Below are 15,246 nucleotides of genomic sequence, written 5' to 3'. Positions count from 1 at the left end.
ATAAAGAAAAGCATCAATGGGGATGTGTCGAAACCCTCATAAATTTAGAAGGGGGGACACATTCCCATTGATACTTTTCTTCTATATATTCAGCTATCTTTAGTTAGCCAGAATCGTTATCTCCGCACCGGACGCAAAATCCTGTCCGTTCTGTTCGCTTAAAGCCGTGAAACGGATATAACGTGCCTTCACCGGTTTGTCAAACAAGACTCTCTTTTCTTTGGAGTCCCTTGCGAACGTTCCTTTATTAACAGGCTCTCCCCATTCTTTTCCATCCATGCTGACCTGAATAGAGTAATCCTTGATATTACCGTTTCCTCCATTCTGTCGCGGCAGGTAAGTAAAGCCTTTGATTTCCTTGACTTCACCGGCATCCAAATCTACCCAATGCGGGTATTTGGCAACTGTCACCGAATACATGGTATGCCAGATGGTATTCGGATCACCGTCAGTCAGATGAGAAGCATCGCCTTCACCCGATTCCTGACTACTGGCGTATACGACTTGCGTCTGAATGCTTTCTATTTTCTCAAACTTCATCGTGCTGCTGATATCCTTACTATCCTTATACCATGCCTTGATCGTACCTCCGTTACGCATAGGGACAGGCTCTGTGTATTCCTGCACTTTTTTACTTCCGTCAATGCTATAACAAATGACAGCATCTTTCTTTGCCGAAGTCAATTCGACCATTCCGGCAGGGGTGCGTGTGATAGACAGAGGAAGATCTCCCGCAGGAGCAACATTGGCAACGACACTCAGTTCCTTACCGGCAGGACGAATGATGAAGCCCATGCTGTGCTGATTGGCAAACACACGGTCGTGTACGAGAGGACCTCCCTGACCACAACTGTTACCACCCAGACCGGTCACTGCACAATCCAAATGCAGATAGGTATCGCCTGCCTTCGGCAACTGATAAGGATGGGAAGCCAAAATCAAGTCGAGAGCCGAGTACTGAAGTGCCGAAGCCGAAAGACGATCGGTAGCTACGAAGACAGCTCCATTCCCTGCCTGATTGGTCAATGCACACCAGCGAACATCTTCGTGATTGCCCATATCCTGAGGTTTTGGGAAGTTTACGAACTCACCTGCTACGCTATTCGTATACTGTTCGATAAACTGTCCGCTCTTACGGTCGGCATAGTTATCTATCGGTCCGCGTCCATAGTAAGTGAAGTTACTGTATTGTTGGGGAACTTTCATCACATAACCCAAACGTGGCAGAACCAAACTTGAACGATTGGAAGTAATGCTAGACTGCAATTCGATAGAACCGTCCGGATACACTGTCCATATCTGGTTAGTGACAAATTTAAAGTCATTGCTACCGAATTTTCTGTCGGTCAGTTCTTCGATGCTATTCTTACCGGAGCTTGTACCACCCTTAATGCGTGCGGCATTCGGTGCCTGAGATTCTACCGTAAAACTCAATACCAAAGTGCCATTGCCTTTATTCAGTACTTTATATTCAGTTGCTTTATGAATCAGATTGTGCAAACCATGTTCGAACCAGGGGGCATAGAACCAGTTATCATTGTTTGTAAAAGCACGGAGAGCATCGAGCTTCGGACCGTTGCCATCGGCGATAACAGTCTCGTTGCCATACTTCAGACTGTAGATACTTCCGGTTTGCGGGTCAAATATGGCTTCAAAGTCAGCTCCCTTTATAAGGATGCGCTTCGTATCCTTGTCCAGTATGAATCCATCCAGTTTTGCTGCACCGGCAGTTACTTCACTGATGGACGGGCGATCCGTAGCCTCCTTTATCAAAATCTGTTCCTCTGCCATCGGAAAGCCTTTGGCAGCCCAAGGTCTTTGATCTTTCAGTATAAACTGTAGTTTCATAAAGTACTCAGCATCTTTCTTAAGAGAGGCATGATCATACGGCAGAGTGATCTGTGCACGTTGGCGTGGAGCTATATTGATATCCATCGGTTTACCGGTCATTATCGGTTTACCGTCTTCATAAAGCGAATATACCAACTGGTAATCTTCCGCCAAGTTCTTAAAGTAGTACTTATTGAAGATCTCAAATACACCCTTTTCTGTATCTATTGCCTTTACGCCGATGTGCTGATATACCTTTTTCACTTCATAGTACTGAGGCTTCGGTTCAAGGTCACCAAACACGATGCCGTTCATTACAAACTGACCATCATTGGGAGTATCGCCAAAGTCGCCGCCGTAAGCCAGATAACGGACACCTGTCTTCGGGTCATAATTGTACATAGACTGGTCTACCCAATCCCAAATGGCACCTCCACAGAAGAAATTGGTCGACTCCATAGCTTCCCAGTAATCTATCAGATTACCGCAGGCATTCCCCATTGAATGGGCATATTCGGATATATGGAACGGATACTTGATATCATATTTCCCCTGCACGGCCCCACGTACCCAGCCGATAGACGGATATTGGTTGGAACCCATATCTACAATGTCATTATTACGCTCATATTGCACAGGACGGGAAGTATCAAACTTCTTCAAAGCATCATAAGCCGCCACAAAGTTCTTGCCCGGTCCGGCTTCATTGCCCAACGACCAGATAACGATAGAAGGATTGTTGACATTGGCACGCACCATTTCCATCACACGTGCCACGTGCGCATTTTTCCATTCCACCGGATGAGAGAGGGAGGCAGCACCATAATAATATTCGTGCGATTCTATATTCGCCTCATCTTCGAGATAAATACCGTATTTGTTGCACAGGAAATACCAATACGGATCATCCGGATAATGTGAATTACGTACATGATTGATGTTGGCACGCTTCATCAGCATAATCTCTTTTTCCATCATCTCACGGGTAATGGCGTGCCCTACTCCCGGATTGGATTCGTGGCGGTTCACTCCTTTCAGTTTGACCGTCTTTCCGTTCACATAATAATAACGTCCGGCAAGTCCGAATTCATCTTCGGAGGCAGGAGTATCCTTAATCTCCACTTTGCGGAAACCGACAATGGTGGAAACCATTTCAACGGTTCTGTTCTTCTTATCCTTCAATTCGGCTACCAACGTGTAGCGATACGGAAATTCAGCCGACCACTTATTAGGAGCCTTTACCTTAAGAACAGTCTGAACACTACCGGTTTCATTCGGAGCGATTTTGTCGATCACAGGAGATAAGAATCCATCTACCAAGGTATTCTCATCAGAATACAGTTTGTTGGCATATAAAGAGTAATATACCTTGTAGTCTTTGATGGCTTTCTTATCCAGATTACGGATTTCGGCATTGACAGTCAGCGAACCGTCCGTATAAGTCGCATCCAAATCGGGTGTGGCAACCAAGTCACGGAAATGAACTTTGGGAACCGAGTACAAGGCAACCGTACGGAAGATGCCCGGCAGACGGAACATATCCTGCGCTTCGAGGAAGGAACCGTCCGAACTACGATACACTTCGGCGGCTACGGTGTTCTTGCCTTTCTGTAAATAGGGAGTGATATTGAAATTAGCGGTATTACGCGAATTCTTGGAGAAACCTACGTACTGACCGTTGATCCACAGATAGAAGAATGAATCGACACCATCGAAGCTGATAAAGACTTCGCGTCCGTCCCAGTCCTGCGGGATTTCGAAATCACGGCGGAAGGAACCTACTTCGTTCCGATCCTTGTAAGTAGTCCAGTTGGTAGGAGGAGTACGCATCACGCCTCCGCGCCAGTCATCCACCTTCACGCTGTGCTGGAAGATTACCGGTTGGTTGACGTAGATAGGCGTTCCGTACTTCTGGCTTCCGTCCTTTTGAATGCCATAAATATTCCAGCTTGAAGGTACGGGAATCGCATCCCATGAGCTGACATCATACTCAGTCTGATAGAAATCTTTGGGGCGGGAGTCGGGGTCGGGTGCCCAGTGGAACTTCCAGTCACCGTCGAGTGACTGCCAATACTTACTGTTTTCCGGCAATACCTTGCGGGCATTATCCAAATGCTGGAACGGAAAGAAATAAGCATGCGGCTGCTCTTTGTTGAGCGCCAGGTTTTCGGGAGATTCCCACTCTTTTCCTGTAGGAGCATTCACCGAACCATAGGTGAATCCTTCTAACGGTTGGTCTGCAAAGCTCTGTATTGACAAACTACAACACAAAAGCCCGGTTAATAAGGTTTTGTTCATCAGGTGTTAAAGTTAACAATTGGTTATTAATTAGGGTATAGTTATCGGGGGTAAATGTTCGGTCGTTTTTCTAATCCATCACTGTTTCTGCTTTATCATCGTTTTAATTCGTCAAAATAGGTATCCAGCAGGCTCTTAGCAGCGATAAACGAAGTAAGATTTCCCTGCAGCACTTGTTGTTCCTTCTCCTGAAGCATCGCTTCAATCCGAGGATTGTGATAGAAGCTATCACGGAGCTGTTCATTGATCGTTTCGTACATCCAGTACTTACTCTGTTCATTACGGCGATAGTCAAAATAACCGTTCTTCTTCACGAAATCGATATATTCATACACCATGTCCCAGATTTCCTTCACGCCGATATTATAAAAACCGGAGTAAGTCAGCACCTTCGGAATCCATCCCGATTCGGGAGCCGGAAACAGATGCAGCGCATTACGGAACTGACTGGCAGCCAACTTGGCAGGTTCCAGATTATCTCCGTCGGCTTTGTTGATGACAATACCGTCCGCCATCTCCATGATTCCTCGTTTGATGCCTTGCAATTCATCTCCCGTACCTGCCAACTGAATCAGCAGGAAAAAATCCACCATAGAATGAACAGCCGTTTCGCTCTGTCCCACTCCGACGGTTTCCACAAAGATTTTATCGAATCCGGCAGCCTCACAAAGCACAATCGTTTCACGGGTCTTCCGGGCAACTCCTCCCAACGAACCAGCTGAGGGGCTGGGGCGGATAAACGATTGGGGATGTACGGAAAGTTGTTCCATACGTGTCTTGTCTCCCAGGATACTGCCTTTACTACGCTCACTGCTCGGGTCGATAGCCAGCACCGCCAACTTACCGCCTTTTTCGAGCACATGCAGACCGAATACGTCAATCGAGGTACTCTTTCCCGCACCGGGCACTCCACTGATACCTACACGGATGGAATTGCCGGAATAAGGCAGACATTTCTCGATCACTTCCTGGGCGACAGCCTGATGTTCGGGCTTCACGCTCTCTACCAGTGTCACAGCCTGACTGAGAATAGTGACATCGCCTTTCACAATACCTTCTACAAATTCCGCTACCGAAAGCTGACGCTTTTTGGGCTTACGTTTCAAATAAGGATTCACGGATGAGGGCTGTTCGATGCCTTTATTGACAACGAGTCCTTTATATTCTTCGTTATTTTCAGGATGTTCCATGATAATAAGAGTTAGCGTTTGATATTTATTTCAACTTTCGGACGCAACGGGTCGTTTGTAATCATCAAGATACGTAAATGATGTTTCTTATTACCTACATCCCGCTTGTGGATCGTCACTTTCAACTTAGTCATTCCGTCCGGCGGAATGACCGTCTTTTTCAGTCTTACTCCTACAGAAGAGTTGAATACCTGTAGCTTGCTGATGACTAACGGGGTCTTTCCCGCATTAGCGATCAATATATCATGGCTGACTTTATTCTTCTTGATCAACGGAATACTCAGGTCAATATTCGTCTCCGAGATGTGGATGGAAGGAGCATTCAAAGAATCTTTCTCCGTCATACGCGAGAAATCGGGAAGAAGAATGGCCGAAACGGGTATCTCATTGTCTTCACTCACTTTATCACCGGAGAAACGGGACAGGTAGACAGAGGTCTGTGTCAGTCCGAAGTCCTGTAGCTGGCTGGCATCCAGTGTCAGCTTGATCGTTCCTTTTTTACCTTTCAGCAGTACTTTAGGTTCCGCTTCCATCTTCAGATAAGGAGGCAGGTGCATCAACACCGGTTCGTACGGGCGGTCGGAAAGGTTGGCAATACTGAACGTCATAGACGGTTGCTGTCCGCGATAGACATCGGGGAAGGAGAACTCGTCACGGTCAATGCGGATATTGCCGATGGCGTACGGAAGAAGTTTTGAATAATCTTTGATTTCCTGCACTACCTCACCGGTGAATTTCAGATAAACCAGATTCGGAGTGGCATTGCTGTATATGCCTATCGACTTGTCAAAACGTCCCAGCGCTTTCGCGTCAAAAGAGGCTTTCACAGTTCCTTTGGCACCCGGAGCAATGGGTTCCTTTGTCCAGTCGGCTACGGCACAGGCACAGGAAGTCGTGACATTGGTCAGCACCAACGGCTCGTTTCCGGTATTGGTGATGGTATATTCTACTGTTACCGGCTTTTTCCATTCTATTTGTCCAAAGTTGTGCGTCTCCTTGTTAGAGGAAATACGGGGTTGGGCAACAGCCGCCAAAGTGACAGTAAGCAGAGTAAATATCAATAGTAAAGTACGTTTCATGTGATATATTTTATTTTGGTCCACAAATGTAGGAGTTTTAGATGAGTTTTTCATCACAGATTACATAGATTAACACCGTTTGAGAAAATACTTTACCCTGTGACAACTCCTGCAACGCAGTATTCATCAACAAAAAGTTCCCCACCGATGAAGGTAGCCTTCATCGGTGGGGAACACCTTCCTTATCGGTGGCGAGTGCCCTGCTCACCGGTGGAGAAGAAATCTTCTCTGTGCGTTATTTAATAATAATTGTCATCGAAGCCGAGTGCGAAGCGTATTCCGGCGCATAGGCGCATTGCATGGTTGCCAAACCTATCTCATAGGTTCCTACTCTGCTGATACGATAGCTATGCTCCAACACATACACTCCTTTTCCTAAATGATCAAAGAAGAAATTGGTGGAAGCATCCTTGATGTCTACGTAATAGCCGATTCCATTACTCCAGTTGTAACCGGATACGCTGCCGATCGGTTCGAAGCAGGCGCCCCGCTGATCTTTCAACTGTACGAAGTCCATCGGACGGTCTGCACGAATACTCAAACGGGAAACTACTTTATCGCCTACCTGAAGAACGGTCTTTTCTGTAATAGGCTGTAGTTGAGGAGCATTGTTCACCATACGTTCCACATACAGTTGCTTTTGCACATTCAGTTCTCCTCCCTGTTGTCTCACATCCTTGATGGGTGATTCATATTCCGCATAAACGGCTCCCCACGCAATGCCCGGATTTCTCTTTTCGACTTCTATCTTACGGGCGTCCACTACATTCTTCTGTGTAAACGAGCGTTTGATATAGCCCAGTCCCGGTACGGTAGTCTTGCTTGGAGAGACAGTTTCCAGCACTTCATTGGCAATGACAATACGCACGTCTCCCTGATTGTCGAGCAGGTTTACGCCTTTCATCAGTAAGGCATAGACGGCATCGGCAGTAGCTACCGGAGAATTCCACTGTTGGGTCTGCTTCTGTTTGAGCAGCCAGAGTTTCATTTCTTCTACGGTATCGTTATTTCCGCCTGTCAGTTCCAGCGCTTCCATTACGTCTACATGAGCCTGCATTTTCATTCCGCCCCAGGAATAGGGATTTTCATTGAAGGCAAAGAACATTCCCTGTTCATCCGTCTTCGTCAGATGTTCTTTCAGTGAAGCGATGAATTCCTGAGCTTCTTTCTTCCGTCCGGCCTTATCCAGAATGATAGCGGCAATCGCTTTCGTATCCATCGAAGCGGTCGGAAGCATTTCGCCTATCTTGGACAGATAATAAGTATAGGCGGCTTTATTGGAAGCCGGAACTTGTTCGCCGGACAGAGCGATCAGATATAGATATTGCAAGATACTTCCGGAAACACCTGTAAACTTCACACCGTCTTTCTGTGCTTTGAGAATTTCTCTATATTCCTTCAGAGCTTCCTGATGGAGATAGGTAAAGGCATTCTTCTGCAAGGCAAGCGCCGTGCCGCTTGGTTGTTCACCCGTCATCATAGCCAGACGGGCATTCAATTCGGCAATGTAGGTAGTGACGTAACGGCTACCGGTCATACCTTTATACCACGACCATGCTCCGCTTGAATTCTGCAACTCCTGTAATCTTGTCAATGCGGCAATGTTGTTGCTACGGATATTGTTCAGATCGAACAGAGTGGCGATACGTTCTTTCTGCTGTTCTTCCGTTTGCGCTTCGAGTACCCACGGAGATTCGGATAACAGGATATTCTTCACTTCCTGGTTCTTTTGCAGGTTGCTCAGGAAGGTTTCTTTGGTTCCCCCCTGTAGCTTCCAGCTATCGAATACGGCTTTAATACGTGGCTGGCTGTTCATGATGTAGGAAGCCAGTGTATTTGCGTAGTAAGCGGTAGCCCACGAAATGGCATTATTATTTTCCGGAAGGCTCAATGAAGGCAATGCCTGAATAGCATACCAGGCAGGATTTCCGGTAAATTCAACGGTTAGTTTACGGTCGGTTGCCGTCTTACTATGATGATTGAACAGGCTGTCGAGAGAGAAAGTACGTGTTTCTTCTCCACGGACAGGCATCGGAAGCGTTTCTACCAGATGCTCTTTATTACTAAGCACGGGAAGTAGCTGCTGTTCACCATCACTGAAGGTACCGCTGTCGGCTATCATCCGGCATCCCAGTATCTCGTATTTATCACTCACGGTAAACATGAAGCTGACGCCGATTGTCTTTCCGGCCTCTACGGTAAACTTCTGTTTTTGTGTGCTGATTACCTTTTCCGTCATCGGATCAAAGAGAATCATGCTCACCGTACCGGCCTGCGGCTTTCCGGTCATGTTGGAAATGGAGGCGGCAACAGATGTCTTATCTCCGACACGTACGAAACGAGGCAGATTAGGAGTCAGCATAAATTCTTTGCTTGTAGTGGCTTCACCGTCCAGTGTGCCCATCAGCATACCTTTGGTATGAGAGTAACCGCGGAAGTTCCAGCGGGTCAGGCTTTCGGGCATAGTGAAGGAGAAGGAAACTTCGCCTTGTTCATTGGTACGAAGTTGTGGGTAGAAGAAGGCTGTTTCCGCAAGGTTCGTACGCAAATCGGCGGGAGCTTCGGGAAGAGTTTCTTCTTCGGATACGCCGTCCAGCTTGCCTGCCTCTACTGACACTAACTCTGATTCAAATACCGCATCCTCAGCAACACTTCCAACCAAAGCAGGTACATATTTTGCTTCCGCCTTACTTCTCGAAACGCCCCGTATCATCATACTGCCCGTCATTGAGGCCTGCTTTTGCACGCCATATCCTCTGACCATCACTCCCGGCACCATTCCATTCAACGCCTGGTCCATCGACATCGTTCCCTGCGTCACAAAATAGTCATATTCCATTGTCGGTACTTTGAAGTATTTATTATTCCACCAGTAATTGAACGAATTATTACCGAAATATCCGCCCATCCAACTAGAATAAGGGATGATCTGATTATAGAATACACTGAAATTCTGTTTTCTATTCCATATCTTATCCAGCGAAGCATCGTACATAGTTGCTAGCATTTCTGCCTCGGCAGCCTGTCCCTGCGGTGTCTTAATAGTCAGTTTCCATTCTTCTTTCTGTCCGGGACGCAGTTTATCACGGAATACTTCCCATTTCATGGTCAATGTCTTGTCCGGCAGACGCTTTTTCAGCCTTGCCTGTTCCTGATAGACTTGTCCGTCTCTTACCATACAGAAACTTACCAGTACTCCGTCACCATAGCTTTCCTGATATGGATATTTAAAATGTACAATTGTGTCGGACAGATTCATAGTCTTGCTTTCCAGCAACTTATTACCGGAGAATACATTCATCATCACATAAGCATCTTTTTTCGAAGTTCCGAAGCAGAACACGGCCGGATGCGTTGCATCAAATTCCGTATTTGCCTCATAGAACCAAACGGTCGTTTCTACCGGCGGACGGTTATCTTCGCGGGAGAAAAGAATGGTGTTGGCCTCAGCCGTCACTTCTTTGCCCTGTCCATCTTTTACGACTGCTTTCAACACATACGGTCCGGAAGGAAGGTTTCCCCACTCAATCGTCATTTCTTCGTTGGAAGTAAATGTACCTGTTGCAGCCGGATTCTCGTCCAGTTGCTTGAAGTCCGCATCTTTCGCCTGATAGAGGGAGAATGTACCTTTTACTTCAACAGGCTGCCCATTCAGATTCTGTACCTTAAATACTGTGTTAAACGGTTGATTCTTACAGGTCTTCTCTTTTAATTCTGTTTGTAGAATCAGTGAACGGTTACCTGCTGCTATCACATCTGTAGACGACTGTGTTTCACCTGCTACATTGGTTGCAGTAGCCTCTATCGAGTAGCGGTAATAGATTCTGGTATTATTCTTATAGGCGTTATTTTCTTCCAAAAAAACCGGAATCGTAAATTCCCCGTCCTCATTGGCAATTACCTCACCGGAAGCAATCTGCGTACTTTCCGCCAGTCTCCAAAGATCGACAACAGAACGCTTCACTGTATATTTTACCGGAAGGTCTTGCAGCAACACACCGCTATAAGACTGTATCTTACCTTTCACCTCTACCTTATCGCCTAATTGATAACTGCCCTGCTGCTTGTCGAAAGTAATATCAAACGTCGGACGTTTATAGTCCTCCACGCGAATATTCGTTCTTCCCTCGCCGGCTTTCAACGAAAACATCCCATTCAGACAAGCGGATGGCAATGCAAAATCGACAGTAAACGAGCCGAATTCATTGGTACGAACCGCTTTCTGTCCAACTTCCTGATTATTTGCATCCATCAAAACAACAGTATAGTCCTTGTTCGGAAGTACATTTGCCGTATCAGATTTCTGTACATAGGCAATTCCTTTCACATATACGGTCTGACCGGGACGGTACAAAGAACGGTCCGTCAACAAAGTCATTCCTTCGGAGACCTTGTTTTCATCTCCGTAATATCCATAACTTCCACCGTAAATGCTTTGAAACGGCATACCGGTATCGATACCTTTAGCAGCTTTCAAATATCTGTATTCGGATTTCCAGGGGAAGACAACTTTGCCATCTGCCCCAGTTATATATTCCTGCAATACTTTTTCGTCATTCGTATAAAGAGTTATTTTCGCATTCGGTATAGGGTGTCCCGTTTGTCCGTCCAGCGTCACTACCTCATATTGATTTCCCGGTAAACGGCAGGTCAATACTTTGAAACGTGTCACATTGAATTTGCTTTCACTGTCTCTCTTGGCACGAATATCCGGAACGATACGCATTACATATTGTCCGACTTCCGGCGCTTTAAAGGTAAATACCGTATCCTGCGTCCGGTAGTCTTCGGGACGAAGAACTGCAAAGTGCTGCTCCTTTATCAACTTCTTTGCCTGATAAAGACGAAGTGTAAATCCATCCAGATTCTTGTGCGAAGCTCTTATTTCGATTTCCTCACCAGGGAAAGCTGTTGCAGCCGCAGTTACATTCAGAAACGGTGACAGGATATCTTCACGCAAATTCTTCAGAGCGTTAATTCTACGATAACCGGGGTATAAACGGATGGCCTCATCACAAAGCTGCAAAGCTGACGTTTGCTGTTCTTTTTCAATCGCATAGCGAGCCTGGGCCAAATAAACTTCAGCACAAATACTCTCTGATTTAAATCTGCTTTTCAGTTCATTCAGTGCAGTAACGTAGGTATCTTCTGTTAATCCCGACAATCCTTTCTTCAGTCCGAAAGGCCGGATGTTTCTATCTGAATCACGTCTCCACTCTAAATAGCTGAGCGCTGTCAACACATAGCCTTCTTTCAAACCGGATGCTTTATAAGCAGCAATCATATTTCCATAAATTGCTATAATATCCTGTTTCACCGAAGATTCTTTTTCAGCAGACGAATCTTCCGAAATATCTTCCACCGGAGTGGCACGATCCAATCCCGCTACCTGCTGTAAAGCTACAATACTGCGGGTAGCCAGCAGATGATACATATCATGATGATAGTATTCACTTGTTTCGCCCAACTCAACAAAAGGAATATAAGTACGTGAAGATGTGTTAAGCAATAGTACGGAATCCGCCATTGCTTCCTTTACGTTTGTTCTCACTTTCTCTACAAACATGTTTGCTGTCCACTCCCTCATATCTGCCGAAGGAGCTTCACCTACAATCTCTGCCCGTTGCCGGAGTTGCCATTGATTGTTAAAAGCATACATTGAATAAATCTCGGCTATCAGCGAATGTAATACAGCTCGGTCCATGGGTTGGTCAGTTTGCTTTGCCCACAGTTCCAAACCATTCAGGTTCGTATACAGGCTATCTGGGGTCAGCATATCCCGGTATCTCATCCGCCACATATACGCTTTCAGCATTTGTGGAGAGTTCTTATCTTTCTCCCCTTTCTGATAAATCTCGCCAGTCAGTTTTATCACAGTCTCAGGCAGGCTCTTCTTTTCTGCCTGCTCCACTTGTTTCCATAATTTGTCGTAAGTTTGTGCCTGCACTGCCGGAATCACTCCCAGACATAACAGCACCAGCATACAAATCTGCCTTATTTTCATAATCTTTCCAGTTTAAGTTTGATATATATCTGTATAAATAACAAAGTAAGGAATAAAAGTTTAAAGATTTATTCTTTTTCAATTAATTTTCAATAATTGTCTTATTTCATCTGATACCAAATTTGAAAAAGAGACAGCAATGTTCGATTTTTAAGATTATATTAGAAATTTAGTTAATCAAAAAATAATGAACCAGCAAATAATTCGCATAAATAAGTGTAATAATATGCAGAAACATAGACTAATATTACATAAAAGTACGTGAAATATGCATCTTTTCTTACCAACAAAACCTTCATTGGTTTAAAACCAACGGGATGTTCCTTTTAAACCAACGACTCTTTCCTCACCGAGGAACTTATTTATCACCGGCAAAAAAGTAATAAAAGAGGCATAGGGAGGCTATTTTTCTCTAGTTTATCGACAATAACAAACATGATAACAATAGCATAATGAATCATCAAATTTCAATAAAGTTACCAAATAACCAGTTTAAGATCAAGACAGCTTCAATTTAATCACAAAACCATCCAATTCATAAAAAGAGTAAATATCATAGTTACAAATGCCGAAGCTTTTTCATTCTATATTTATATGATGTTGGCATTAGCGCCTTCCTGACTGTTTAAATATTCCCTTTTTAAGAAGGTCATTTTTTCACCATGAGACCGATATATACACAAATAGAAATAAAACAGGTGAGGAGCTAAAAGAATGTATCGTAATATGGGAAGAAAACAAGAGTATATTATGTGAAAAGAAATACGAAAATAAAAATGGAAGAAAACAACAATATACTTTTTGATCTTTGATTTTCCCCTATTTAGTTCTATCTTTGTCTATGTTTCATATAAAAATGTAATTTAGATGGACGAGAGACTCAGACGATACCCGATAGGAATACAGAATTTCGAAGATTTGCGAAATAATGGTTATGTGTACGTTGATAAAACGGAGTTAATTTACCGTTTGACAAACACAAATAAGGTTTATTTTTTAAGCCGTCCCCGACGATTCGGGAAAAGTCTGCTAGTATCTACACTCGAAGCTTATTTTTCCGGAAAGAAAGACTTGTTCAACGGATTGGCAATGGAAACTCTGGAAAAAGAATGGGCTGTTTATCCGGTGCTACATATTGATTTCAGTGTGAGTAAATATATGACTGCCGAAGCGTTATCAGCCGTCATTAATTACCAGTTACTGCAATGGGAAAAATTATATGGACGCGAAGAAGGAGAAACGACTTTCAGCCTTCGTTTAAAGGGAATCATACAACGCGCATATACACAGACCGGCAAACCGGTTGTGATACTTGTAGATGAATATGATGCTCCCATGCTGGACAGTAATAACAATACGGAATTGCAAATAGAAATTCGTGATATTATGCGCGATTTCTTCAGCCCTTTGAAAGCGCAAGGCCAATATATCCGTTTCCTTTTTATCACAGGTATCAGCAAATTCAGTCAAATGAGTATCTTTAGCGAACTGAACAACTTGCAAAATATCAGTATGTGGGATGAATATAGCGCTATATGCGGCATTACCGAACAAGAGGTACACACACTGCAAATCGATATCGAACAGATGGCTCAAGCCAATAACGAAACATATGAAGAAGCTTGTACTCATCTGAAACAACAATATGACGGATATCATTTTAGTGAAAATAGCGAGGATATTTATAATCCATTCAGTCTGTTCAATGCTTTCGCACAAAAAAAGTATTCCAATTTTTGGTTTTCTACCGGTACTCCCACTTTTTTGATAGATCTACTACAAGAAAGCAACTTTGATATCCGTGAGTTGGATGACACTACTGCTACAGCAGAACAATTTGATGCTCCCACTAATAGAATTACCGACCCCCTTCCAGTACTTTATCAAAGCGGCTATCTCACTATTAAAGGATATGACCCGAGTTTTCAGCTCTATACCTTAGCTTACCCCAACAAGGAAGTCAGGAAAGGATTTCTCGAATCTCTCATGCCTGCTTATGTACATTTGCCCGCACGAGAGAATACATTTTATATAGTATCATTTATTAAAGACTTACGTGCCGGAAATTTGGATGGATGCCTGGAAAGACTAAAGTCCTTCTTCGCTTCTATCCCTAATAAGTTAAATAATAAAGAAGAGAAACATTACCAAACCATCTTCTATCTATTTTTCAGGCTGATGGGGCAATATATAGATGTGGAAGTAGATACAGCTATCGGAAGGGCTGACGCCATTGTAAAATTACAAGATACCCTTTATGTCTTTGAATTTAAAGTGGACGGTACACCGGAAGAAGCATTGGCGCAGATTAATAGTAAGGAGTATGCCATTCCCTATCAGGTGGGAGACTGGAAAATAATAAAAGTGGGGGTAAACTTTGATAGTGCGACAAGAACTATCGGAACATGGAAAACAGAAAGATAAAGAACGCGGATTAACCACTATACAGCCTAAATGACAGAATAAAAAGTGGGGATAACGTTTTCAATAACGCATCCCCACTCAAGCTTAGTTAATGTACTGAATCTCATTTTTCAATTCTGTACCCCCATGAAAGCATTTCGTTGCGACCTACTTCACTGAGGATTTTTCTAATTAATGAACTCATTTTCTTTGCCATAATCTTTAAACCTTTAAAATTACTAATACCTGAAAACTAAAAAACTTAAATCTTCTCTTTGGGGAGTATGCCAAGTGTTGAGTATCCCCAAACATGTACATCGGCATTGCCGATCTTTCTAAACAATCTTTCTAACTTTTTCATTTTGTTATCCTCCTAATTACATGTTTTATAACACAAAAATACGACCATTGTTTATAGATTGAGCCGAAAAAGGAAAGAAAT

At 44.0% G+C, this 15,246-nt stretch carries 5 protein-coding genes; 1 reads left to right on the top strand and 4 read right to left on the bottom strand.

What is annotated here, in order from left to right; all coding sequences use genetic code 11:
* Positions 1-99 precede the first annotated feature (99 nt).
* The 4 genes from HMPREF9007_RS16730 to HMPREF9007_RS16745 all read right to left on the bottom strand — a co-directional run bounded on the left by HMPREF9007_RS16730 (position 100) and on the right by HMPREF9007_RS16745 (position 12,401).
* Positions 100-4,128, bottom strand: a complete 4,029-nt coding sequence (locus HMPREF9007_RS16730; protein WP_032850273.1) for a glycoside hydrolase family 2 TIM barrel-domain containing protein — start codon at positions 4,126-4,128, stop codon at positions 100-102.
* 95 nt (positions 4,129-4,223) lie between these two features.
* Positions 4,224-5,318 (bottom strand): methylmalonyl Co-A mutase-associated GTPase MeaB, encoded by a 1,095-nt coding sequence (gene meaB, locus HMPREF9007_RS16735; protein WP_008760933.1) that lies wholly within the window; start codon positions 5,316-5,318, stop codon positions 4,224-4,226.
* Positions 5,319-5,329: 11 nt separating this feature from the next.
* Entirely contained in the window at positions 5,330-6,397 is a 1,068-nt protein-coding gene (locus HMPREF9007_RS16740; protein WP_008760932.1) for a DUF1573 domain-containing protein, read from the bottom strand.
* Positions 6,398-6,632: 235 nt separating this feature from the next.
* Positions 6,633-12,401, bottom strand: a complete 5,769-nt coding sequence (locus tag HMPREF9007_RS16745) for an alpha-2-macroglobulin family protein (RefSeq protein WP_032850271.1) — start codon at positions 12,399-12,401, stop codon at positions 6,633-6,635.
* An 867-nt stretch (positions 12,402-13,268) separates the two neighbouring features.
* Between HMPREF9007_RS16745 and HMPREF9007_RS16750 the strand changes: the two genes are divergently transcribed.
* Entirely contained in the window at positions 13,269-14,825 is a 1,557-nt protein-coding gene (locus HMPREF9007_RS16750; RefSeq protein WP_008760930.1) for an ATP-binding protein, read from the top strand.
* Positions 14,826-15,246: the final 421 nt, after the last annotated feature.

Origin of the sequence: Bacteroides sp. 1_1_14, assembly GCF_000162515.1 — a bacterium.
In the GTDB taxonomy this organism is placed as follows: Bacteria; Bacteroidota; Bacteroidia; order Bacteroidales; family Bacteroidaceae; genus Bacteroides; species Bacteroides thetaiotaomicron.
Note: the sequence above shows the minus strand (reverse complement) of the source record. Positions and strands in the feature narration are given on the sequence as shown.